The following is a 22847-nucleotide window of genomic DNA, read 5'->3' on the forward strand; positions in this document are numbered from 1 at the left end:
AAGAAGGACCCCACCGACCGTACCTGGCACCATGGGAGGACTCCGCCCCCGGCGCGGCGCCGTGAGACGGATCATGAGGCTGACCTGCTGAGGAAGTGACACCGTGCCCACCGTTGTGATGTTCCACTCCGCCTACGGGCCGCGCCCCGCCGTCGAGGAGGCGGCCGGGAGACTGCGGGAGGCCGGGCACGAGGTCCACACCCCCGACCTGTACGGCGGGCGGACGGCCGGGACGGTCGAGGAGGGCATGGCGATCAAGGACGAGATCGGCCGCGACGAACTGCTGAGGAGGGCCGTCGCCGCCACCGCTCCGCTCTCGGAGCGCGGGGTGGTGTACGCCGGGTTCTCCCTGGGCGGGGCGATCGCCCAGAACCTCGCGCTCGCCGACACCCGCGCCCGCGGGCTGCTGCTCCTCCACGGCACCTCCGACATCCCCGAGGACGCGGCCGTGGACGACCTGCCCGTGCAGCTCCACGTCGCCGACCCCGACCCCTTCGAGCCGCACGACTGGCTGAACGCCTGGTACCTGCGGATGCGGCGGGCGGGCGCGGACGTCGAGGTGCACCGCTACCCCGGGGCCGGGCACCTGTTCACCGACCCGGGCCTGCCGGACCACGACGGGGACGCGGCCGAGCGGACCTGGCGGACCGCGCTCGCCTTCCTGGCCGAGCTGGAGGAGCCGGCGGACCGCTGACACCGCGTACGGGAGGCCGGTGGCCCTGGGGCCTCCCGTACGGTGGCGCGGCCTCAGCGCACGGGACCGTCCGCGCGCTCCACCCGCTGCGTGCCCGAGCGGGTGCGGTAGGAGCGCACGTGGACGGCGGACGCCCGCGGGTCGGTCTTGTCCGACAGCGCGTAGTAGTCCATCTGGGTCCGCTCGGCGTCCACGTCGAGGACGCCGTAGCCGTGCGAGTCCATGTCGAGCCACCTGGTGTGCCGGTTGGCGGCGCGTATGGCGGTCTCCGCGACGGAGGAGACGGTGTGCGGCGGCACCTTCAGGATGTCGTCGATGTTGTCGGAGGTGACGGAGGTGACCACGAACTCCGTGGCGACCGGGGGCTGGAGCGGATACGTCGCGGCCCGGACGGGGACCTCGTTGGCGAAGGCCATGTGGATGTCGCCGGTGAGGAAGACGGTGTTGCCGATGCCGCGGTCGCGCAGGTGCGTCAGCAGTTCGCGCCGGTCGTCGGTGTAGCCGTCCCACTGGTCGACGTTGACGGCCAGGCCCTCGCGGGGCACGCCGAGCAGTTCGGCCAGCGGCCCGAGCAGGTACGCCGGCACGGAGCCGAAGGCCATCGGCGAGATCATCACCGAGGTGCCCACCAGGTGCCACCGGGCGCCGGAGGACGCCAGGGAGGACTTCAGCCAGTCCAGCTGCGCGCGGCCGGTGATGGTGCGGTCGGGGTCGTCCACGTCGCCGCTGCCGACGCCCGCCTGGCGGTCGCGGAAGGAGCGCAGGTCGAGCAGGTGGAGGTCGGCGAGGTCGCCGAAGCGCAGCCGCCGGTAGACGGTGCCCTCGACCGAGGGGCGGACCGGCATCCACTCGAAGTACGCCCGGCGCGCGGCCGCGGCGCGCGCCTCCCAGTCGCCCTCCGTGCCGGGGGTGTGGTTCTCCGCGCCGCCGGACCAGGCGTCGTTGGCGGTCTCGTGGTCGTCCCAGATCGCGATCACCGGGTGCGCGGCGTGCAGCGCCTGGAGGTCGGCGTCGCTCTTGTAGTGGGCGTGGCGCTGCCGGTAGTCGGCCAGGGTGATTGTTTCGTGGACGGGGCGCATCTCGCGGACGACCCCGTCCTTGAGCGGGTACTCGCCCTTTCCGTACTCGTAGATGTAGTCGCCCAGGTGGAGGACGGCGTCGAGGTCGGCACGGGCGGCGAGGTGGCGGTAGGCGGAGAAGAAGCCGCTCTCGTAGTGGGAGCAGGAGACCACCCCGAAGCGGACGCGGTCCGCGGCCGTGCCGTCGGCGGGCGCGGTGCGGGTGCGCCCGGCGGGGGAGAGCACGCCCCCCGCGGAGAAGCGGTAGTGGTACCCCGTGGCCGGCCGCAGCCCGCGTACGTCGGCCTTGACGGTGTGGTCGGCCTCCGCGGTGGCGGTGGTGCGGCCGGAGGCGACGACGCGGGTGAAGGCGCGGTCCTCGGCGACCTCCCAGGAGACCTCCACGGGCGCGCCCAGACCCGAACCGGGCGTCGCGTCGGGGGTGGGGGTGACCCGGGTCCACAGCAGGACGCCGTCGGGCAGCGGGTCCCCGGAGGCGACTCCGTGGGCGAAGGCCGGGCCCTGCGCGGCCCGGGCGTGCCGCGGGGCGGCCAGTGGCAGCAGCGCGGCGCCGGCGGCGGTCGCGGCGGTGGCCGCGACGACCGTGCGCCGCGTGGGGGCAGGGGTGTGGGATGCGGTGTGGGTGTCGGTCACGGCCGCAGATGCTACGTGCCGGTAGAGCTACCGGACAGGGCGCCGGAAAGAGTTCGCCCACTGGTCGAACGACGTTGTCCTGAAAGCACCGTGAGCCGCACCGGGCCGCACCGGGCCGCACCGCACCCGGGCCGCACCGGGAACGGGACCGGCCCGCCGGTACGCCGCTTCAGAGGCGTACCGGCGGGCCGGTGCGGCGCCGCCGGGTCATCGGCCGGTCACTTGACGCCGAGCTTCTCCAGTTCGGCGGGCAGCGCGCTGACCTCGACGTCCTTGCCGTCGATCCGTACGGTCGGGGTGCCCTGGACACCGGCCTCGTTGAAGCTGTCGATCATCTCGAGCGCCCACTTGTCGTAGGTGCCCTTCTCGATGGCGGCCTCGAACTCCTTGTTGTCCTTGAGCGCGTCGACGTTCTCCGCGACCTTCAGCAGGTAGTCGTTGTCGGCGAACTTGTCCTCGTTCTCCGGCGGGTGGTGCTCGGCCGAGTACAGCAGGGAGTGGTACTCGCTGAAGGCCTCGGTGCTCACGTCGAGCGCGGCGCCCAGGGCGCTGGCGGCGTTCTTGGAGCCGTCACCGCCGAAGTTGCCGTCGATGATGCTGCCGAGGTGGATCTGCAGCTTGTACTTGCCGTCCTCCGCGCCCTTCTTGACCGTCTCGCCGAGGGCCTGCTCGAAGTTGGCGCAGGCGGGACAGCGCATGTCCTCGTAGACGTCGATCGTCTTCTTGGCGCCCTCGTCGCCGATGAGCACGATCGTGCCGTTCTTCCCGGCGGCGTTGGCCGGCTTCACCAGCTTCTTGTCCGCCGCGTCGGCCCAGGACTTGTCGCTGCCGCCGTCGTCCATGTTGGCGACGGCGAAGCCGATGCCGCCCGCGACCGCGAGGATCGCCAGCACCGAGCCGCCGACGACGGCCTGGCGGCGGATCTTGTCCTTCCTGGCCTGCCTCTCGCGCTCGATCTTCAGCCGCTCGCGGGCGGCGCGCTTGGCTTCCTGGCTGTTGCGCTTGCTCATGGGGGTGTGTTCTCCGTGTCCGGTTCGTGGTGGGTGGGGACGGTGGTGCTCAGGCGGCGAGGGCCGCGGAGCACGGAGGTCCGCGCCGTACGACGGAGTGGGTCAGCAACGGGAGCGCGTGGCGCGCGCGGGAGTGGCGGGCGGGGCGGGGCGGGCGGCCGGGAGCCCTGCCGGCCGTGCGCCGGACGCCGACGGCCAGCAGCAGCGGCCGGAAGACGGCCGCCGCGGCGGCGCGCAGCAGCCGGGCGAGCGCCGCGTCGCCCCGGTGCAGCCACGCGGCCGCCGCCAGGCCGACGGCCACATGCGCGGCCAGCAGCAGCCACGGGGCGGCCGGATGGGCGGCCACGGGCAGCGGGGACGCGCCGGAGGCGGTCATCCGCGCCAGCGGGGTGCCGAAGTCGCCCCCCGCGCACAGCAGGTCCAGGCCGATCGCGCGCAGCGGCCCGGCCACCGGGCCGCCGGCCTGCCCGTAGCAGGCGTGCTGGCCGGTGGTGAAGACGGTGTCGGCGGCCAGCTCCAGCGGCACCAGCAGCGCGGCGATCGCCCGGAAACCCCGCTCGCGCCCGGCGAAGGCGAAGGCGATCGCGAACACCGCCGCGCCGACCGCCAGGAGCGGCGGGTAGGGCAGGGGGCCGGCCGAGAGCAGCACATGGGCGCCCGCGGACAGCACGAGGCACACCGCGGTGAAGACCGCGGCGCGCACCGCCCGGATGCCTGTGTCGGGAAAGCCGGTCCTGCTCATCGCAGCCGAGTGTGCCACGGGCTCCGCTAAGAAGTGCCTAAAGGGCGTGGACCGGGTGAGGATCGCAACACGACCGATGTCCGCGGCCGCGGGTGCGGGCGGTGTGACCTGTGTGGTGCCGGGGATTTTCCGAGGAGGGGCGCACGGGATCTCGCAGGGGCTCCAGGGGTGTGGCGGCGGCCGGCGCGGGGACACGCGGAACGAGCCGCCGCACCCGCCGGGCGGCGGGTCCCCGCCGGCCCCGGGACTAGACTTCGGAGCCGTCCGGAAGCGCCGCAAGCCCGCTCGTTGGAGGTCCTCCGCCGTGGCCAAACCGCCGTTCACACACCTGCACGTACACACGCAGTACTCCCTGCTGGACGGTGCGGCGCGGCTGAAGGACATGTTCGAGGCGTGTCAGGAGATGGGCATGACGCACATCGCCATGACCGACCACGGCAACCTCCACGGGGCCTACGACTTCTTCCAGCACGCCACCAAGGCGGGCGTCACGCCGATCATCGGCATCGAGGCGTACGTCGCCCCGCAGTCGAGGCGGTACAAGCGCCGTGTCCAGTGGGGCCAGCCGCACCAGAAGCGCGACGACGTCTCCGGCTCCGGCGGTTACACCCACAAGACGATCTGGGCCTCGAACAAGGCCGGTCTGCACAACCTCTTCCGGCTCTCCTCGGACGCCTACATGGAGGGCTTCTTCGTCAAGTGGCCCAGGACCGACCGGGAGATGATCGCCGAGTTCTCCGAGGGCCTGATCGCCTCCACCGGCTGCCCCTCGGGCGAGGTGCAGACCAGGCTGCGGCTCGGCCAGTTCGACGAGGCGCTCAAGGCGGCCTCCGAGTACCAGGACATCTTCGGCAAGGGCCGCTACTTCCTGGAGCTGATGGACCACGGCATCGAGATCGAGCGCCGGGTCCGCGACGGGCTGCTGGAGATCGGCAAGAAGCTGGGCATCCCCCCGCTGGTCACCAACGACAGCCATTACACCTACTCCCACGAGGCCGAGGCGCACGACGCGCTGCTGTGCATCCAGACCGGCAAGAACCTCTCCGACCCCGACCGCTTCCGGTTCGACGGCTCGGGCTACTACCTGAAGTCCACGGAGGAGATGTACGCCATCGACTCCTCCGACGCCTGGCAGGAGGGCTGCCGCAACACCCTCCTGGTCGCCGAGCAGATCGACACCACCGGATGGTTCGAGAAGCGGGACCTGATGCCCCGCTTCCCCGTGCCCGAAGGCCACACCGAGGAGTCCTGGTTCCGCGAGGAGGTCCGCCGCGGCATGGCCCGCCGCTACCCCGGCGGCGTCCCCGAGGACCGGCAGAAGCAGGCCGACTACGAGATGGACGTCATCGTCCAGATGGGGTTCCCCGGCTACTTCCTGGTCGTCGCCGACTTCATCATGTGGGCCAAGAACAACGGCATCGCCGTCGGTCCCGGCCGCGGCTCCGCGGCCGGCTCGATCGTGGCGTACGCCATGGGCATCACCGACCTCGACCCGATCGAGCACGGACTGATCTTCGAGCGGTTCCTCAACCCCGAGCGCGTCTCCATGCCCGACGTCGACATCGACTTCGACGAGCGCAGGCGCGGTGAGGTCATCCGCTACGTGACCGAGAAGTACGGCGCCGACAAGGTCGCCCAGATCGGCACCTACGGCACCATCAAGGCGAAGGCCGCGATCAAGGACTCCGCCCGTGTGCTCGGCTACCCGTACGCCATGGGCGACCGCATCACCAAGGCGATGCCCGCCGACGTCCTGGGCAAGGGCATCCCCCTGTCGGGCATCACCGACCCCAAGCACCCCCGCTACAACGAGGCGGGCGAGATCCGGGGGATGTACGAGAACGAGCCGGACGTGAAGAAGGTCATCGACGCCGCGCGCGGCATCGAGGGACTGGTGCGGCAGATGGGCGTGCACGCCGCGGGCGTGATCATGTCGAGCGAGCCGCTGATCGACCACGTGCCGGTCTTCAGCCCCAAGAACGACGGCGCGGTGGTCACCCAGTGGGACTACCCCACCTGCGAGTCGCTCGGCCTGCTGAAGATGGACTTCCTGGGCCTGCGCAACCTCACGATCATGGACGACGCCGTCAAGCTGGTGAAGGCCAACAAGGGCGTCGACATCACCCTGCTCGACCTCACGCTGGACGACCCCAAGACCTTCGAGCTGCTCCAGCGCGGCGACACCCTGGGCGTCTTCCAGTTCGACGGCGGCCCCATGCGCTCCCTGCTGCGCATGATGAAGCCCGACAACTTCGAGGACATCTCCGCGGTCTCGGCCCTGTACCGGCCCGGCCCGATGGGCATGAACTCCCACATCAACTACGCGCTGCGCAAGAACGGGCAGCAGGAGATCACCCCGATCCACCCGGAGCTGGAGGAGCCTCTCAAGGAGGTCCTCGACATCACCTACGGCCTGATCGTCTACCAGGAGCAGGTGCAGAAGGCCGCCCAGGTGCTCGCCGGGTACAGCCTCGGACAGGCCGACCTGCTGCGCCGGGCGATGGGCAAGAAGAAGAAGGAGGTCCTGGACGCCGAGTTCGTCAACTTCCAGAAGGGCGCCCGGGAGAAGGGCTACTCCGACGAGGCCATCCAGGCCGTGTGGGACGTGCTGGTGCCCTTCGCCGGATACGCCTTCAACAAGGCGCACTCCTCGGCGTACGGACTGGTCTCCTACTGGACGGCCTACCTCAAGGCGAACTACCCGGCCGAGTACATGGCCGCCCTGCTGACCTCCGTCCGCGACGACAAGGACAAGTCGGCGGTCTACCTCAACGAGTGCCGCCGCATGGGCATCAAGGTGCTGCCGCCGGACGTCAACGAGTCCGAGGCGAACTTCACCCCGCGCGGAGACGACACGATCGTCTTCGGGCTGACCGCCGTGCGCAACGTCGGCCAGAACGTGGTGGACTCGATCGTCGCCTGCCGCAAGGCCAAGGGGAAGTACACCTCCTTCCCCGACTTCCTGGACAAGGTCGACGCGGTGGTGTGCAACAAGCGCACCGTCGAGTCGCTGATCAAGGCCGGCGCCTTCGACGAGCTGGGCCACACCCGCAAGGGCCTGACCGCGCACTTCGAGACCATGATCGACAACGTGGTGCAGGTCAAGCGGAAGGAGGCCGAGGGGCAGTTCGACCTCTTCGGCGGGATGGGGGAGGAGTCCTCCGACAGCGGCCCCGGCTTCGGCATGGACGTGGAGTTCTCCCCCGAGGAGTGGGACAAGAGCTACCTGCTCGCCCAGGAGCGGGAGATGCTCGGCCTCTACGTCTCCGACCACCCGCTGTTCGGTCTGGAACACGTGCTGTCCGACAAGACGGACGCGGCGATCTCCCAGCTCACCGGCGGCGACTTCTCCGACGGCTCGATCGTCACCATCGGCGGGATCATCTCCGGGCTCCAGCGGAAGATGACCAAGCAGGGCAACGCCTGGGCGATCGCCACCGTGGAGGACCTGGCGGGCTCGATCGACTGCATGTTCTTCCCCGCCACCTACCAGCTCGTCTCCACCCAGCTCGTGGAGGACGCGGTGGTCTTCGTCAAGGGGCGCCTGGACAAGCGCGAGGACATCCCCCGCCTGGTCGCCATGGAGCTGATGGTCCCCGACCTGTCGGACGCCGCCTCCGACGCGCCCGTCACCATCACCATCCCCACCGTCAAGGTCACCCCGCCGCTGGTGGAGAAGCTGGGGGAGGTGCTCACCCACCACCGCGGCTCCACCGAGGTGCGGGTCAGGCTGCAGGGCAGCCGCAAGACGACGGTGCTGCGTCTGGACCGGCACCGGGTCACCGCCGACCCCGCGCTCTTCGGCGACCTCAAGGCACTGCTCGGCCCCTCCTGCCTGGCCGGCTGAGGCGGGCCGTACGCGCGACGGGGCGCCCCGGTCCTCCCGGGGCGCCCCGTCGCGGTGACCGCCGCTGTGCCGTGCGCGGCGGTGGTGTCAGTTGTGGCCGAAGCGCCTGCGGTGCTTGCGCGCCACGTCGGCGGGGGTGCCCTGCGCGGCCGGCTGCGTCCGCGCCATCCGCTCGGCGGTGGCCTTCGACTGCTCCTGCGTCTCCTCGGCGACGATGCGCCCGCCGCGCTGCCCGCGGCCTTCCTTCTTGGGCTTGCCCATGATCTCCTCCTGTGCGGATCTCGGAACGATGGGCCGTGCCCAGCGTCGCACGCCTCCGCACGGTGCGCATGTCGGGCGACAGCCCTCGGTAGCCGCCCCTTCCGACCGGAAGGGGCCGCCCGCACGGTGGACACCGGCGTCCCGCCACGCCGAAGATCGAGCCGGAACCTATAAGCCCTGTACGGTCGGGCAGACTCGAAACAGGTTCGAAGGAGCGGGGCCGGGGCGGACACGCCGCGGCCGCGCGAGGTGTCACCGGCCCCGGCGGCCGTACCGGGCGTGCCGGTCGTACCGAGAGTGGGTGGAGCGTGGACCGCTGCGTCGTCCTGGTGGACGCCGGATATCTCCTGGGCGCCGCCGCGAGCCTCCTGGCGGGCGAGCCCGCGCGCTCCCGGATCACCGTGGACCACTCCGTGCTCATCCAGGGGCTGCGCGAGCGCGCCGAGCAGGACACCGGCTGCCGGCTGCTGCGCATCTACTGGTTCGACGGCGCCCCCGACCGGGTGCCCCAGCCCGAGCACCGGCGGCTGCGGGTGATGCCGCGTGTGACGGTGCGGCTCGGCGCCCTCACCCGCAGCGAGGGGCGGTGGGCGCAGAAGGGCGTGGACGCCGCCATGCACGCCGAGCTGACGGAGCTGGCCCGCAACCGCGCCTGCTCCGACATCGTGCTGGTCACCGGGGACGGCGACCTGCTGCCCGGGCTGATGTCCGCCAAGGAGCACGGCGTCGCCGTCCACCTGTGGGCGGTCCAGGCCGCCGACGGCGACTACAACCAGTCCGAGGACCTGGTCGCCGAGGCCGACGAGCGGCGCGTCCTGGACCGCGCCTGGATCACCCGCGCCGTACGGGCCAGGGACGTCACCGGGATCTGCCCGCCCCAGCAGCCCGAGATCGCCGCCATCCTCTCCGCCCCGCTGCCCGAGCCCGCCCCTTCCGGCGGGAACGCCCCGGCCACCGCCTCCGGAGGTACGGGGGTCCCCGCGGCGGGCACCGCGAGTACCGCGGGCACCGCCGACGCGGCGGGCACCGGGAACACGGCCGTTCCGGTCCCGGCCCCCGGCGGGAACGGCGTCGCGGCCCCCGTCCCCGGGGAGTTCGCACAGGAGAGGGCCCGGGAACCCGAGGGAGGGCTCGCGGAAGGGGGCGGGGGAGAGGGGGGACGGTCCGCCGACACCGGCCACGGCCGGGGCGTGCCCACCCCCAAGGACCTCGCCGGACTCGGCCGGCCCGCCGTGCACCAGAACAACGCCCCCTCCGCCCCCGCCTCCGCCACCCTGCGCTGGTCCTCCGACAAGGGGTGGATCGACCGGGGCACCGCCCCCGAGTCCCCCGAGGCCGCCGCCCTGCCGATGCTGGCCCAGCTCACCACCGCCGAGCAGCGGTGGGCCGACCGCGAGGAGGACATCACCACCGTCAGCGGCGACCCCTTCGAGGTCGGCCAGGTCTTCGCCCGCCGCTGGATCGAACGGCTGGCCACCACCGCCCATCTGCGGACGCTGTCGGGGGAGTACCCCCGCATCCCGCACCGCATCGACGGCGAGCTGCTGCGCTACGCCGCCCGCTTCGGCCTGCTCGCGCACAAGGACGACCAGATCGACGAGCACGACCGCTACGCGATCCGCGCGGGCTTCTGGCGCGAGGTCGACGCCCGCACCGCCGGCGAACGCGCACCCGCCGCGGAGTGAGCCCGCGCCGGGCGCGTACCCTCGTAGCTCGTGAGCACGGGCACTCGGCAGGCGGTGGGCGACGCGGTGGACGGCGTGGGGATGCCGGAGCCGGCCGCCGTACGCGTCCACGACCTGGTCAAGACCTACCCCGCCCGGCGCGGCCGCCGCGGCGCCCCGGCCGCCCCCGCCGTACGGGCCAGCGACGGCGTCAGCCTGACCGTCCGGCACGGCGAGGTCTTCGGCCTGCTCGGCCCGAACGGCGCCGGGAAGACCACCCTGGTGCGCCAGCTCACCGGGCTGCTGCGCCCCGACTCCGGACGCGTCGACGTCCTCGGCCACGATCTGGTCCGCCATCCGCGGAGGGCCGCGCGGCTGCTGGCCTACCTCGGCCAGGAGTCCACCGCGCTGGACGAGCTGACCGTGGCGCTGGCCGCCGAGACCACCGGACGGCTGCGCGGCCTGGACGCGGCGGCCGCGCGCCGCGAGAGCGGCGAGGTCCTGGAGGAGCTGGGGCTCGGCGCGATCGCCTCACGCCCCCTGAAACGGCTCTCCGGCGGCCAGCGGAGGCTGGCCTGTGTGGCGGCGGCGCTGGTGGGGGAGCGGCCCCTGCTGGTGCTGGACGAGCCGACGGCCGGCATGGACCCCGTCGCGCGGCGCGCGGTGTGGGCGGCGGTCGACCGGCGGCGGGCCGAGCGCGGGGCCACGGTCGTCCTGGTGACCCACAACGTCATCGAGGCCGAGCTGGTCCTGGACCGGGTCGCGGTGATGGACCGCGGCCGGGCGGTCGCCTGCGGCACCCCCGCGGGCCTGAAGGCCATGGTCGGCGAGGACGTGCGGCTGGAGCTGGTGTGGCGCGACCGGCCGCCGCTGGAGGTTCCCGAGGTCGCCGCGCTGCGCCCGGACGCCGTGGAGACGGGCCGCCGCTGGACGCTGCGGCTGCCCCCGGAGGAGGCGCGTGCGGCGGTGGCAGCCGTCACCGGCGGCCCGGCGTTCGCCGCGCTGGACGACTTCACCCTCGCCATGCCGAGTCTGGAGGACGTCTACCTGGCGCTGGGAGGACACACGGAAGGTCTGGTGAAGGTGTGAGCACGGCCGTGGCGAGGACCCGGCAGGAGACCGCGGAGGCCGTCGGGGCAGCCGAGACCGCGGGAGCCGGCAAGGAGGCGGAGGAGGCGGGGGCCGCTCCGCTCGCTCCGGGCGCGCGGCTGTGGCCCGCCCTGGGCGCCGTCTACCGGGCGCAGCTCTCCCGGGCACGGGTGGCCCGCATCCCGCTGCTGTTCGTGGCGACCTTCCAGTCGATCGGGATCATGGTCCTGATGCGCGGGGTCGTCGACGGCGGCCCCGGGGAGGAGGCACGGGCGGTGGTGGCCGGCTCCAGCGTGCTGGTGGTCGCCTTCGTCGCGCTCAACCTCCTCGCCCAGTACTTCGGCCAGCTGCGCGCCTCCGGGGGGCTGGACCACTACGCCACCCTGCCGGTGCCGCCCGCCGCGGTGGTGCTGGGCACGGCGGGCGCGTACGCCTCCTTCACGGTGCCCGGCACGGCGGTCACCGCGGTGACCGGCTGCCTGCTCTACGGGCTTCCGCTGGGCGGCCTGTGGCTCCTGGCGGCGGTGGTGCCGCTGGCCGGCGCGGCGCTCGCCGGACTCGGCGCGGCCCTCGGCCTGCTCGCGCCACGCCAGGAACTGGCCACGCTCTGCGGGCAGTTGGGCATGTCCGCGGCCCTGCTGCTGGGTGTGCTGCCGGCCGGGGGCCTGCCGGAACCGGTCCGGCTGCTGCGGGACCTGCTGCCCTCGACGTACGGCGTGGAGGCGCTGGCCGCCGTCCTCGGGCCCCGGCCGCACTGGGACCGGGTGGTCCTCGACCTCGGGGTGTGCGCGGCGGTCGGGGCGGTGGCACTGGCCGCCGCGGCCTGGGCGTACCGCCGGGCCGCGGTGCGCTGACCACCGCCGCCGCGGGCCGCCGCGGGCCGCCGTTCTCCGCGGCGGCCCGGTGCCCCGGCCCCGGTACCCGGCCGCCGCTTCGGCCGGGTGGCCGCCGAGCGCGGTACCGCCGGGCGGGCCCGGGGCCGGACCTGGCACGATGGCGGGGTGACCGCACCGACGCCTCCCTCCCCGAACCACGGCCCGTCCCGGTCGGCCCCGTCCTACGACCCGTGGGGGAGCGCCCCGCACGGCAAGGACCCCGGTGAGGAGGGGTACGCCCGCGCCTCGGCAGGCCGGGAGGTCCTCGAGGCCGCGGTGGTGGCGGCGGCCGTGGCGGTCCTGGGCGTGGCGCTGGGGCTGCTGTGGCTGTGGCTGGCCCCCAGGGTTCCGCTGATCTCCGACGGCACGGCCGTCTACCTCAAGGACTCCGAGGGCGAGGAGACGATCGGCGCCGACGGCACGTTCGTCCTGCTGGCCCTGGGCGTCGGCGCGCTGAGCGGGGCCGCTGCCTTCCTCGCGCGGCGCCGCGGCGGCGTCGGCGTGGTGATCGGCCTGGCGGCCGGCGCGCTGGCCGGCTCGCTGCTGGCCTGGTGGCTGGGCGTGCAGCTCGGCCCGGAGCAGGACGTGACCGCCCAGGCCAGGGTCGTGGGCGAGGGCAGGGTCTTCGACGCCCCGCTGGACCTCCGCGCCAAGGGAGCGCTGCTGGTGTGGCCGCTGGCCGCGCTGGGAGTCCATCTGGCGCTCACGTCCCTGTTCGGCCCCCGGGACCCGGAGCCCGCGCATCCGCTCCACCCCGGGTGGGGTCCGCCGCCGGGCGGCGGAGAGGACCGGCCGGGGGCGTGAGGCCCGCCGGCGGCCGCTCGCCGTCCCCCGCTCCCTGCCGCAGCGGCTAGCGGGAGCGGGCGATCGGCGCCGTCACCGCGCCGGTGAGCTTCACCAGGTCGGCGGGGGCCAGTTCGATCTCCAGCCCCCGGCGCCCGGCCGAGACGCAGACGGTGGCGTGCCCCTCGGCCGAGGCGTCCACCACCGTCGGCAGCGCCCTGCGCTGTCCCAGCGGGGAGATCCCGCCGCGTACATAGCCCGTGGCGCGCTCGGCCGCGGCCGGGTCCGCCATCGCGGCCCGCTTGCCGCCGACCGCCGCCGCCAGCGCCTTGAGGTCCAGCGAGCCGGAGACGGGGACGACCGCGACGGTCAGCGCGCCGTCGACGTCCGCGACGAGCGTCTTGAACACCTGCCCCGGGTCGAGCCCGAGCGCCTCGGCGGCCTCCTCCCCGTAGGAGGGCGCGGCCGGGTCGTGCTCGTAGGAGTGGAGGGTGAAATCCACGCCGGCCTTCGTGGCGGCCACCGTCGCCGGGGTGCCTCCGGAACCCGCCTTCTGCTTCTTCCTGGCCATGTTCGCCGTGCCTCGCGTCGGTCGGTGCTGGTGTGCGGTCGCCGTTCCCCGGCGGTGCGCCGGTTTCCGGACGGTGTCAGTTCGGGCTGGTCGGCACGCGGGTGAGGTCCGCCGCGGGAACGGACGGGAGCCTGCCGATCAGCGCCGTCTCGCGCCTGAGGATCCTCAGCTCCTCGGCCAGCCGGGTGGCGGTGTCCGGAGCCTGCAGGAGCCGCTGCTTGGCCGGGGTGTCCAGGACGGTGGCGGCGGCCACCAGGTACGACACCACCGACGGCTCGTCCGGCAGCTCCTGCCCGCCCGCCAGGGTCCTCTCCCGCGCGCCGGCGAGCTGCTTCTGGTAGGCGCGGAAGGCCCGCAGCACTCCGGAGGCGAGCGCACCCGCCCCCTCGCCGCCGTCCTCCGCCAGCTCCTCGACCTCGCCGACCAGATACGGCCCGGAGGCGTCGACGGACAGCAGCCGGAAGCGGGTGGTGCCGGTGGCGAGCACCTCGTAGCCGCCCCCGGTCCCGCCGTCCTCACCGTCTCCGTCGCCGTCCCCGCCGCCCTCCTCGCCGCCGCCGGAGCGCTCACGGATGGACGTGGCGTCGGCGACGCAGCCCACCGTGTGGAAGGCGCGCATCGGATCGGGACCGAAGCCCGCGGCCGGCCCGGCGGCGGCCTGCGCCGTGGGATCCGGCATCCCGGACGCGGTGGGGGCGACCTCGCGGCCGTCCCTGATGGCGACCACCCCGAAGCGGCGCGGTGCGTCCTCGGGAATCTCCAGCAGGTCGCGCATCAGGGCGCGGTACCGCTGCTCGAAGACGTTCAGCGGCAGCACCAGCCCCGGGAACAGCACGGTGTTGAGGGGAAAGATCGGTAGGCGCGTGGTGGTCACAGCCGCAGCCTAAGGCCTCTCCGCGGCAGAGCGCCCCCGTCGCCCGCCACCCGCCCGCCGCGCGGGCCCGCCGCACCCGCCCGCCGGGCACGCTCACTGGCGCCTCAGCAGCCGGGTGGCCCCGGCCGCGACCGTGGTGGCCAGCACCCAGCCGAGCATGATCAGCGCCGCGGCCGTCCACTGGTAGGCCCCCGCGGGCTTCCAGTGGCTGTCCTGGCCCAGGTCGATCACCGGCAGCAGCAGGTCCAGGACGTACAGCGGGGCGTTCCAGTGCGGCGACTCCCCCGGTTTGAGCGGGTCCGGCGGCTGCCGGGCGAACAGCACCGCGCCCGAGGCCCACAGCACGGCCATCCACAGGGCGGCCTGGCCCGGCCGGTAGCCGTAGGCGACCGTCCAGTCCTGCAGATAGCCCCACAGCTTGGCGGCCAGCGGCAGCGTCTCGCGGCGCCGGCGCTGCTTGGCCAGCAGCACCGCGCGCGCGTCCGCGTCCTCCCCGCTGTTGCGCATCACCGCCGCGAGCTGCTCGTACGGCTCCGGGGCGTACTCCGGCGTCGCCGTCTCCAGCCATCTCAGCCGCTGGGCGAGGGTGAACGGGCCGCGCGGGATCAGGTTCTGGTAGGTGAACCCGGCCATCCACAGCCCCTCGTCCACCGGCCAGCTCTCCACCCTGTCCACCAGGTTGTCCACCGTCGCTCCGGCGAGCACCACCCGGCCGCCGCCCGGCCGCTCGGGCGTGAAGCACAGCTCCGGGGTCTGGACGCGGCGCAGCGACAGCTCCTGGTCACGCTGGAGGTTGAAGCGCGCGTCGTCCAGCACCAGCGAGTCCCCGAACCTCCCGTCGTCCAGCTTCACCCCGCCGGTGCACTCGAAGCGCTTGACGCGCCGCACCATGTGGCTGTGCTCGTCCGGAGGCGGCCAGGAGGTGCCGCCCGGCGGGGTCGTGCCGTGGACGACCGGCAGCTGGCGCGGGCCGGAGGAGGCGAAGTGGGCGAAGTGCTCCACTGTCATCTGCGGCGCGTACAGCGCGTACTGCCCGTTGCCGCCGCGCAGGACGCTGCCGTACATGAACAGCGAGCCGCCGATCTCCGCGCCGCGCAGGCTCACCTCCCCCTGGGCGAGCATCAGGCTGGCCTGGAGGTCCTGGGCGATCTGGATCCCGTCGGCGGACAGCGACCGCACCCGCTCCCCGCGGCCGACCGTCATCTCGTTGAGCATCAGGTCCGTGCCTATGGAGGCGTCGGTGAGCCGGACGCCGCCGGGGATGGTGCAGCGCGGCAGGTGGAGATCGCCCTCGGTGCTCATCCGGGCGGCCTCCAGCCGGGGTATGTGGCAGTCGATCATGCGGGCGGTCACCAGCCGGCACTCGTGCAGCAGCACCTCCTGCTCGAAGCGGCACTGCCGGAACTCGAAGTACGGCTCCACCGTCCCGCCGGACAGGTCCAGCCGTCCCGTTATGTACACACCGGTCAGCTGCAGGGACGCGACACGCCCGAGCAGCGGCGGCGGGCCGTGCAGCAGGAGCAGGGCGACGACGCGGGCCCGCACCGTGCGCTGCGGCCCCCACTCGTGGTCGCCGTTCGGGTCGTCCAGCTCCGCCTCGCCCGAGCGCAGATCGTGCTCGCTGCCGTTGCGGAAGGCCTGCCACATGCCCCACTCCGCGGTGGTCAGCCGGATCCCGGGCGGCGGATCCCCGTTGTTCGGAACCTCACTCACGACGTGTCCCCCAAGTCACAGATGGCACTGCGTGACGATCACAACGCTATCGGTCAGCACTGACATCTGAATGCCCCCTCGGAGCCCACCCGTACCGCGTATCACGCACTGATACGGGCGCCGGGCACCGGATCGCGTCTGAGACACTGGGACACGTGCTTCGATCCGTATCCATGACCCGACTCGACCTGCGCGGACGCGACCTCGCCGCCGACGGGGTCGAGCGGGAGCTGCTGCCCCGAGCCGAACTCGACGTCGAGGCCGCCCTGGAGAAGGTGCGGCCGATCTGCGACGCGGTGCACCATCGAGGCACGGCCGCGGTGATCGAGTACAACGAGCGCTTCGACGGCGTGCGGCTGGAGCGCGTACGGGTCCCGGCCGAGGCCCTGGACAAGGCCCTGGCCGAACTCGACCCGGCGGTGCGGGCGGCGCTGGAGGAGTCCATCCGCCGCGCCCGGATCGTCCACCGCGACCAGCGGCGCACCGACTCCACCGTCCGCGTCGTCCCCGGCGGCACCGTCACCGAGCGGTGGGTGCCGGTCGAGCGGGTGGGTCTGTACGTGCCGGGCGGACGGGCGGTCTACCCGTCGTCCGTGGTGATGAACGTCGTGCCCGCGCAGGAGGCCGGGGTCGGCTCGCTGGCCGTCGCCTCGCCGCCGCAGAAGGGCGTCCCCGGACACTGGGCGGCGGGACTGCCGCACCCCACGATCCTGGCCGCCTGCGCGCTGCTGGGCGTCGACGAGGTGTACGCCGCCGGCGGCGCACAGGCCGTCGCCATGTTCGCCTACGGCACCGAGGAGTGCGCGCCCGTCCAGCTGGTCACCGGCCCCGGCAACATCTGGGTCGCCGCGGCCAAGCGCCTGCTCAAGGGCCGCATCGGCATCGACTCCGAGGCCGGCCCCACCGAGATCGCCATCCTCGCCGACGACACCGCCGACGCCCGCCACGTCGCCGCCGACCTGATCAGCCAGGCCGAGCACGACACCCTGGCCGCCGCCGTCCTGGTCACCCCCTCCGAGGCGCTGGCCGACGCCGTCGACTCCGAGCTGGCCTCCCAGGTGGCCTCCGCCAAGCACGCCGAGCGCATCGCCGAGGCGCTGGCCGGACGGCAGTCCGGCACCATCCTGGTGGACGACCTGGAGCAGGGCCTGGCGGTGGTGGACGCCTACGCCGCCGAGCACCTGGAGATCCAGACCGAGAACGCCGCCGAGGTCGCCGCCCGGGTCCGCAACGCGGGCGCGGTCTTCGTCGGCCCCTGGGCCCCGGTCTCGCTGGGCGACTACTGCGCCGGCTCCAACCACGTGCTGCCCACCGGCGGCTGCGCCTGCCACTCCTCCGGGCTGTCCGTGCAGTCCTTCCTGCGCGGCATCCACGTCGTGGACTACACCCGCGACGCGCTGGCCGACGTGGCCCACCACGTGGTCACCCTGGCGGAGGCCGAGGACCTGCCCGCACACGGGGCGGCCCTCAAGGCGAGGTTCGACTGGAAGGTGCCCCCGGGGAAGTGACCGGAATCGACGACCTGCCCATCCGGGACGAACTGCGCGGCAAGTCCCCCTACGGGGCGCCGCAGCTGGACGTGCCCGTACGGCTGAACACCAACGAGAACCCCCACCCGCTGCCCGAGGCGCTGGTGGCCCGCATCGCCGAACGCGTCGCCGAGGCCGCCCGCGAGCTCAACCGCTACCCCGACCGCGACGCGGTGGAGCTGCGCGGCGAGCTGGCCCGCTACCTCACCCGCACCGCCGGGCACGAGGTCACCGCGGAGAACGTCTGGGCCGCCAACGGCTCCAACGAGGTGCTCCAGCAGCTCCTCCAGGCGTTCGGCGGGCCGGGGCGCACCGCGATCGGCTTCGAGCCCTCGTACTCGATGCACGCCCTGATCGCCCGCGGCACCGGCACCGGCTGGATCTCCGGGCCGCGCAACGACGACTTCACCATCGACGTGGAGGCGGCCAAGGCGGTCATCGCCGAGCGCCGGCCGCACGTGGTCTTCGTCTGCTCGCCCAACAACCCCACCGGCACGGCCGTCGACGCCGACACCGTGCTGGCCCTGTACGACGCCGCCCAGGCCGCCCGGCCCGCCATGGTGATCGTCGACGAGGCGTACGGCGAGTTCAGCCACCGGCCCTCGCTGCTGCCGCTGATCGACGGCCGCCCGAACCTGGTGGTCTCGCGCACCATGTCCAAGGCGTTCGGCGCCGCCGGACTGCGGCTGGGCTACCTCGCCGCCCACCCGGCCGTCGTCGACGCCGTCCAGCTGGTGCGCCTGCCCTACCACCTGTCCGCCGTCACCCAGGCCACCGCGCTCGCCGCGCTGGAGCACACCGACACCCTCCTCGGCTATGTCCGGCAGCTCAAGGAGGAGCGGGACCGGCTGGTGACCGAACTGCGGGCGATGGGCTGCGAGGTCACCGAGTCCGACGCCAACTTCGTGCAGTTCGGGAACTTCGACGGCCCCGGCGGCGCCCACGCGGTGTGGCAGGCGCTGCTGGAGCGGGGCGTGCTGGTCCGGGACAACGGGGTGCCGGGCCGGCTGCGGGTCACCGCCGGCACCCCGGCCGAGAACGACGCGTTCCTCGACGCGGTACGCGCAGTACTGAAGGAGAACAACCGATGAGCCGTGTGGGTCGCGTCGAGCGCACCACCAAGGAGACCTCCGTCGTCGTCGAGATCGACCTCGACGGCACCGGAAAGGTCGACGTGTCGACCGGGGTCGGCTTCTACGACCACATGCTCGACCAGCTCGGCCGCCACGGGCTGTTCGACCTCACGGTCAAGACCGAGGGCGACCTGCACATCGACAGCCACCACACCATCGAGGACAGCTCGCTGGCGCTCGGCGCCGCCTTCCGGCAGGCGCTGGGCGACAAGCGCGGCATCGTCCGCTTCGCCAACGCCTCGGTGCCGCTGGACGAGTCCCTCGCCCAGGTGACCGTGGACCTGTCGGGGCGGCCGTACCTGGTGCACAGCGAGCCGGAGAACATGGCGCCGATGATCGGCAGCTACGACACCACGATGACCCGGCACATCCTGGAGTCCTTCGTCGCCCAGGCGCAGATCGCCCTGCACGTCCACGTCCCCTACGGGCGCAACGCGCACCACATCGTGGAGTGCCAGTTCAAGGCGCTGGCCCGCGCGCTGCGCTACGCCAGCGAGATCGACCCGCGCCAGACGGGCATCCCCTCCACCAAGGGCGCCCTGTGAGCGTCGCGCGCGCGGCTGCCGGGTCGCGGTCGGCGGTGGTGTCCGTGCTGTGCCGCGCGAGCGGAGAAGCTCACGGAAGGGATGCTGTGAGCGTCGCGCGCGCGGCTGCCGGGTCGCGGTCGGCGGTGGTGCCCGTGCTGTGCCGCGCGGGCGGAGAAGCTCACGGAGGAAGGCCGTGAACGGTGTCTCCACGCTGCTGGTCTTCGTGGGGCTCTTCCTCCTCGGCGGCGCCATCTCCTTCTGGAAGCAGCAGATGCCCAAGGGGGTCGTCGCCCTGCTCGGCATCGGCTCCGCCCTGTCCCTGATCGCCGGAATCCTGCGCCTGGAGGTGTGGTCATGACGGAGAGGAAGAAGGTCGTCGTCTTCGACTACGGCTTCGGCAACGTGCGTTCCGCCGAGCGCGCCCTGGCCAGGGCCGGCGCGGAGGTGGAGATCACCCGCGACTACGACACCGCGATGAACGCCGACGGGCTGCTCGTGCCCGGCGTCGGCGCCTTCGCCGCCTGCATGACGGGTCTGCGCAAGGCCCGCGGCGACTGGGTCGTCGAGCGCCGGCTCGCCGGCGGACGCCCGGTGATGGGCATCTGCGTCGGCATGCAGATCCTGTTCGGCCGGGGCATCGAGCACGGTGTCGAGGCCGAGGGCCTGGACGAGTGGCCCGGCACGGTCGGCCCGCTCAGGGCGGACGTCGTACCGCACATGGGCTGGAACACCGTCGAGGCGCCCGGGGACTCCAGGCTGTTCGCGGGCCTGCCCGCCGACGCCCGCTACTACTTCGTGCACTCCTACGCCGTGCACGACTGGGAGCTGGAGACCGCCAACCCCGCCATGGCGCCCCCCAAGGTCACCTGGGCCACCCACGGCGAGCGGTTCGTCGCCGCCGTGGAGAACGGCCCGCTGTGGGCCACCCAGTTCCACCCCGAGAAGTCCGGCGACGCAGGCGCGCAACTCCTGACCAACTGGATCAGCACTCTCTAGCCCCACCGCCACCACCGACCCCCAGGACCTTAGGACCGCCAGCTGATGAGCACCCACCGTCTCGAACTCCTCCCCGCCGTCGACGTCCGCGACGGACAGGCCGTCCGCCTCGTCCACGGCGAGTCCGGCACCGAGACCTCCTACGGCGACCCGCTGGAGGCCGCCCTGGCCTGGCAGCGGGCGGGAGCGGAGTGGCTGCATCTGGTGGACCTCGACGCCGCGTTCGGCACCGGTGACAACCGCGAGCGGATCGCCGAGGTCGTCCGCACCATGGACATCAAGGTCGAGCTCTCCGGCGGCATCCGCGACGACGCCTCCCTGGCCGCCGCGCTGGCCACCGGCTGCACCCGGGTGAACCTGGGCACCGCGGCCCTGGAGAGCCCCGAGTGGGTCGCCAAGGTGATCGCCGAGCACGGCGAGAAGATCGCCGTCGGCCTCGACGTGCGCGGCACCACCCTGCGCGGGCGGGGCTGGACCCGCGACGGCGGCGACCTCTACGAGACGCTGGAGCGCCTGAACTCCGAGGGCTGCGCACGCTACGTCGTCACCGACATCGCCAAGGACGGGACCCTCAAGGGCCCCAACCTCCAGCTGCTGAAGGACGTCTGCGCCGCCACCGACCGCCCGGTCGTCGCCTCCGGCGGCGTCTCCTCCCTTGACGACCTGCGCGCGATCGCCACCCTGGTACCCGAGGGCGTCGAGGGAGCCATCGTGGGCAAGGCCCTCTACGCCAAGGCGTTCACCCTGGAAGAGGCCCTGGAGGCAGTGTCCCGATGACGGAGTCCGCGGCGGTGGGACGGGAGAGCGACACAGACGGGGACGGCCGGCGGCTCCGGCGCGTCGGCAGCGACAGCCCCTGGGAGGAGACCATCGGCTTCGCCCGGGCCGTCGAGATCGGCGACCGGGTCCTCGTCGCGGGCACGATGCCCCTGGTCGACGGGGCGATCCAGGGCGAGGGCGACCCGTACGTCCAGGCCAGGACCGCCTTCGAGCGCGCCGTGGCGGCGCTGGAGCCGTTCGGCCTGGACGTCCGGTCCGTCGTGCGCACCCGCATGTACATAACCCACGCGCGCGACGTGGAGGACGTGGGCCGCGCGCACCGCGAGGTCTTCGGCTCCGTCCGCCCCGTCGCGACGCTCGTGGTCGTCTCCGGCTTCGTCGACTCGCGCGTACTGGTCGAGGTGGAGATCGAAGCCTTCCGCACCCCGAAGGAGCGCCCCTAAGTGTCCCTGGCCGTACGAGTCATCCCCTGCCTGGACGTGGACGGCGGCCGGGTCGTCAAGGGGGTCAACTTCCAGAACCTGCGCGACGCCGGCGATCCGGTCGAGATGGCCAAGGTGTACGACGCGGAGGGCGCCGACGAGCTGACCTTCCTCGACATCACCGCCTCCTCCGGCGACCGCGAGACCACCTACGACGTGGTGCGCCGCACCGCCGAGCAGGTCTTCATCCCGCTGACGGTGGGCGGCGGCGTGCGCACCACCGGGGACGTGGACAGGCTGCTGCGCGCGGGCGCCGACAAGGTGGGCGTCAACACCGCGGCCATCGCCCGCCCGGAGCTGATCCGGGAGATCGCCGAACGCTTCGGCAGCCAGGTGCTGGTGCTGTCGGTGGACGCCCGCCGCTGCCCGGAGGGGACGGTGACGCCGTCCGGCTTCGAGGTCACCACGCACGGCGGCCGGCGCGGCACCGGTATCGACGCGGTGGAGTGGGCGCACCGGGCCGCCGAGCTGGGGGCCGGGGAGATCCTGCTCAACTCCATGGACGCCGACGGCACCAAGGACGGCTACGACATCGCCATGGTCGGCGCCGTCCGCAAGCACGTCACCATCCCCGTCATCGCCTCCGGCGGAGCGGGGAAGCTCGCCGACTTCGCCCCGGCGGTGGAGGCGGGCGCGGACGCGGTGCTCGCCGCGAGCGTCTTCCACTTCGGCGACCTGCGCATCGGACAGGTCAAGGACGCCCTGCGCGAGGCCGGCCACCCGGTGCGCTGACCCGTGCCGTGCCGCCCGGCCGCCGTACCGGCGTCAGGCGCCGGTGCGGCCGGCGGCCTTCGCGGCCCTGCGCAGGGCCGCGCCCGCGTCCCGGGCGATCGGATCGCCGTGCCCGAAGCAGGCGGTCTCCGTCTCCAGGGCGGCCAGCCGGCGGAACGACTCCAGGGCGCGGGCGCGGTCGAGGTTGAACACCCCCAGGATGGTGCGGCCCTCCGCGTTCGCGACCGTGTCCCCCGTGAACAGCACGCCGTGCGCGGGCAGATGGAGCGCGATGCTGCCGTCGGTGTGCCCCGGCGCGGCCACCACCCGGGCCCCGCCGCCGAAGTCGACCACCTCGCCGTCCTCCAGCTCGCGGTCGACGCGGCACGGCGGGGCCGCGGGCAGCGGGGGCAGGTTCTCGTACAGCTCGCGCTCCCAGCCGGGCGCCCCGGTGAAGTCCGGCGGCGGACCGGGCGCCTCGCCCCGGACGAACGGCGCGTCCAGCCGGTGCGCCATGACGGTCGCGCCGGTCAGCTCCGCGAGTTCGGCGGCGCCGCCGGCGTGGTCCTCGTGGAAGTGGGTCAGGACGATGCGGTCGATGTCCCCCGGATCGTGGCCCAGCTCCCGGACGGCCTCGGCGACGGCGCTCCCGGATCCGGCGGTCCCGGTGTCCACCAGGGTCAGCGAACCGGGGTCGTGCCACAGGTAGGCCTGGCCGACGGCGAAGGCGAGCATGTGCAGTCCGGGCAGCACTCGGGTGGTCTCCATGAGGCGCACCCAAGCACGCGGACGGCCGCCGCACCGCGCCGTTCGCCGTCGGCTTGAACGCAGGCGCGCGGGGCGGGGCCGTACCG

At 73.4% G+C, this 22847-nt stretch carries 22 protein-coding genes; 14 read left to right on the forward strand and 8 right to left on the reverse strand.

The genetic code is table 11. From position 1 onward, the window contains the following. Positions 1-103 precede the first annotated feature (103 nt). Positions 104-694, forward strand: a complete 591-nt coding sequence (locus QPK52_RS20525; RefSeq protein WP_410538930.1) for a dienelactone hydrolase family protein — start codon at positions 104-106, stop codon at positions 692-694. A 53-nt stretch (positions 695-747) separates the two neighbouring features. Here the strand turns inward: QPK52_RS20525 and QPK52_RS20530 are convergent, their stop codons facing one another. From QPK52_RS20530 to QPK52_RS20540, 3 genes are all read right to left on the reverse strand, one after another. Then, positions 748-2406 carry an alkaline phosphatase D family protein gene (locus QPK52_RS20530; RefSeq protein ID WP_410538931.1) on the reverse strand — a complete coding sequence of 553 codons (1659 nt, stop codon included), beginning with the start codon at positions 2404-2406 and terminating at the stop codon, positions 748-750. A gap of 218 nt (positions 2407-2624) precedes the next feature. Beyond that, positions 2625-3416 carry a thioredoxin domain-containing protein gene (locus tag QPK52_RS20535; RefSeq protein WP_410538932.1) on the reverse strand — a complete coding sequence of 264 codons (792 nt, stop codon included), beginning with the start codon at positions 3414-3416 and terminating at the stop codon, positions 2625-2627. Positions 3417-3465: 49 nt separating this feature from the next. Continuing rightward, positions 3466-4158, reverse strand: a complete 693-nt coding sequence (locus QPK52_RS20540) for a hypothetical protein (protein WP_410538933.1) — start codon at positions 4156-4158, stop codon at positions 3466-3468. A 304-nt stretch (positions 4159-4462) separates the two neighbouring features. On the opposite strand from QPK52_RS20540, the gene dnaE reads away from it, so the two are divergent. Beyond that, positions 4463-8005 carry a DNA polymerase III subunit alpha gene (dnaE, locus tag QPK52_RS20545; RefSeq protein ID WP_410538934.1) on the forward strand — a complete coding sequence of 1181 codons (3543 nt, stop codon included), beginning with the start codon at positions 4463-4465 and terminating at the stop codon, positions 8003-8005. A gap of 87 nt (positions 8006-8092) precedes the next feature. Here dnaE and QPK52_RS20550 read toward each other — a convergent pair whose 3' ends face one another. Continuing rightward, a complete protein-coding gene (locus QPK52_RS20550; protein ID WP_410538935.1) occupies positions 8093-8266 on the reverse strand; it encodes a hypothetical protein in 174 nt (57 codons plus the stop codon). A 308-nt stretch (positions 8267-8574) separates the two neighbouring features. Between QPK52_RS20550 and QPK52_RS20555 the strand changes: the two genes are divergently transcribed. The 4 genes from QPK52_RS20555 to QPK52_RS20570 all read left to right on the forward strand — a co-directional run bounded on the left by QPK52_RS20555 (position 8575) and on the right by QPK52_RS20570 (position 12698). Next, the gene (locus QPK52_RS20555; RefSeq protein WP_410538936.1) at positions 8575-9951 is read left to right on the forward strand and encodes an NYN domain-containing protein; all 1377 of its coding nucleotides are present in this window, start codon (positions 8575-8577) and stop codon (positions 9949-9951) included. Between the two features lie 30 nt (positions 9952-9981). Beyond that, positions 9982-11019 carry an ABC transporter ATP-binding protein gene (locus QPK52_RS20560; RefSeq protein ID WP_410538937.1) on the forward strand — a complete coding sequence of 346 codons (1038 nt, stop codon included), beginning with the start codon at positions 9982-9984 and terminating at the stop codon, positions 11017-11019. A gap of 8 nt (positions 11020-11027) precedes the next feature. Beyond that, the gene (locus QPK52_RS20565; protein ID WP_410538938.1) at positions 11028-11873 is read left to right on the forward strand and encodes an ABC transporter permease; all 846 of its coding nucleotides are present in this window, start codon (positions 11028-11030) and stop codon (positions 11871-11873) included. A gap of 147 nt (positions 11874-12020) precedes the next feature. Next, a complete protein-coding gene (locus QPK52_RS20570) occupies positions 12021-12698 on the forward strand; it encodes a hypothetical protein (protein WP_410538939.1) in 678 nt (225 codons plus the stop codon). Between the two features lie 46 nt (positions 12699-12744). Here the strand turns inward: QPK52_RS20570 and ybaK are convergent, their stop codons facing one another. The 3 genes from ybaK to QPK52_RS20585 all read right to left on the reverse strand — a co-directional run bounded on the left by ybaK (position 12745) and on the right by QPK52_RS20585 (position 15835). Continuing rightward, on the reverse strand, positions 12745-13248 hold the full coding sequence (ybaK, locus tag QPK52_RS20575) for a Cys-tRNA(Pro) deacylase (protein WP_410538940.1): 504 nt from the start codon (positions 13246-13248) through the stop codon (positions 12745-12747). Positions 13249-13324: 76 nt separating this feature from the next. Further along, positions 13325-14122: an LON peptidase substrate-binding domain-containing protein gene (locus QPK52_RS20580; protein ID WP_410538941.1), complete on the reverse strand. Its 798-nt coding sequence runs from the start codon at positions 14120-14122 to the stop codon at positions 13325-13327. Positions 14123-14215: 93 nt separating this feature from the next. Beyond that, positions 14216-15835 (reverse strand): oxidoreductase, encoded by a 1620-nt coding sequence (locus QPK52_RS20585; RefSeq protein WP_410538942.1) that lies wholly within the window; start codon positions 15833-15835, stop codon positions 14216-14218. Positions 15836-16008: 173 nt separating this feature from the next. On the opposite strand from QPK52_RS20585, the gene hisD reads away from it, so the two are divergent. The 8 genes from hisD (at position 16009) to hisF (ending at position 22014) form a co-directional block, all read left to right on the forward strand. Beyond that, positions 16009-17343 carry a histidinol dehydrogenase gene (gene hisD / locus QPK52_RS20590; protein WP_410538943.1) on the forward strand — a complete coding sequence of 445 codons (1335 nt, stop codon included), beginning with the start codon at positions 16009-16011 and terminating at the stop codon, positions 17341-17343. Next, positions 17340-18455 carry a histidinol-phosphate transaminase gene (locus QPK52_RS20595; protein ID WP_410538944.1) on the forward strand — a complete coding sequence of 372 codons (1116 nt, stop codon included), beginning with the start codon at positions 17340-17342 and terminating at the stop codon, positions 18453-18455. The genes hisD and QPK52_RS20595 overlap by 4 nt, the downstream gene beginning before the upstream one ends. Further along, a complete protein-coding gene (gene hisB, locus QPK52_RS20600; RefSeq protein ID WP_093655257.1) occupies positions 18452-19042 on the forward strand; it encodes an imidazoleglycerol-phosphate dehydratase HisB in 591 nt (196 codons plus the stop codon). The genes QPK52_RS20595 and hisB overlap by 4 nt, the downstream gene beginning before the upstream one ends. Positions 19043-19217: 175 nt before the next feature. After that, positions 19218-19382, forward strand: coding sequence for a hypothetical protein (locus QPK52_RS20605; protein WP_410538945.1), 165 nt, complete (start codon positions 19218-19220; stop codon positions 19380-19382). Next, entirely contained in the window at positions 19379-20020 is a 642-nt protein-coding gene (gene hisH, locus QPK52_RS20610; RefSeq protein WP_093655259.1) for an imidazole glycerol phosphate synthase subunit HisH, read from the forward strand. Before QPK52_RS20605 ends, hisH begins: the two co-directional genes overlap by 4 nt. 45 nt (positions 20021-20065) lie before the next feature. Then, entirely contained in the window at positions 20066-20797 is a 732-nt protein-coding gene (gene priA / locus QPK52_RS20615) for a bifunctional 1-(5-phosphoribosyl)-5-((5-phosphoribosylamino)methylideneamino)imidazole-4-carboxamide isomerase/phosphoribosylanthranilate isomerase PriA (protein WP_093655261.1), read from the forward strand. Continuing rightward, entirely contained in the window at positions 20794-21243 is a 450-nt protein-coding gene (locus tag QPK52_RS20620) for a RidA family protein (protein WP_410538946.1), read from the forward strand. The genes priA and QPK52_RS20620 overlap by 4 nt, the downstream gene beginning before the upstream one ends. Next, positions 21244-22014 (forward strand): imidazole glycerol phosphate synthase subunit HisF, encoded by a 771-nt coding sequence (hisF, locus tag QPK52_RS20625; protein WP_410538947.1) that lies wholly within the window; start codon positions 21244-21246, stop codon positions 22012-22014. A gap of 33 nt (positions 22015-22047) precedes the next feature. On the opposite strand, the gene QPK52_RS20630 is transcribed toward hisF, so the two are convergent. Continuing rightward, a complete protein-coding gene (locus QPK52_RS20630) occupies positions 22048-22761 on the reverse strand; it encodes an MBL fold metallo-hydrolase (RefSeq protein WP_410538948.1) in 714 nt (237 codons plus the stop codon). Positions 22762-22847 lie beyond the last annotated feature (86 nt).

The organism is Streptomyces sp. KL2, assembly GCF_046529545.1.
GTDB lineage: Bacteria > Actinomycetota > Actinomycetes > Streptomycetales > Streptomycetaceae > Streptomyces > Streptomyces radiopugnans.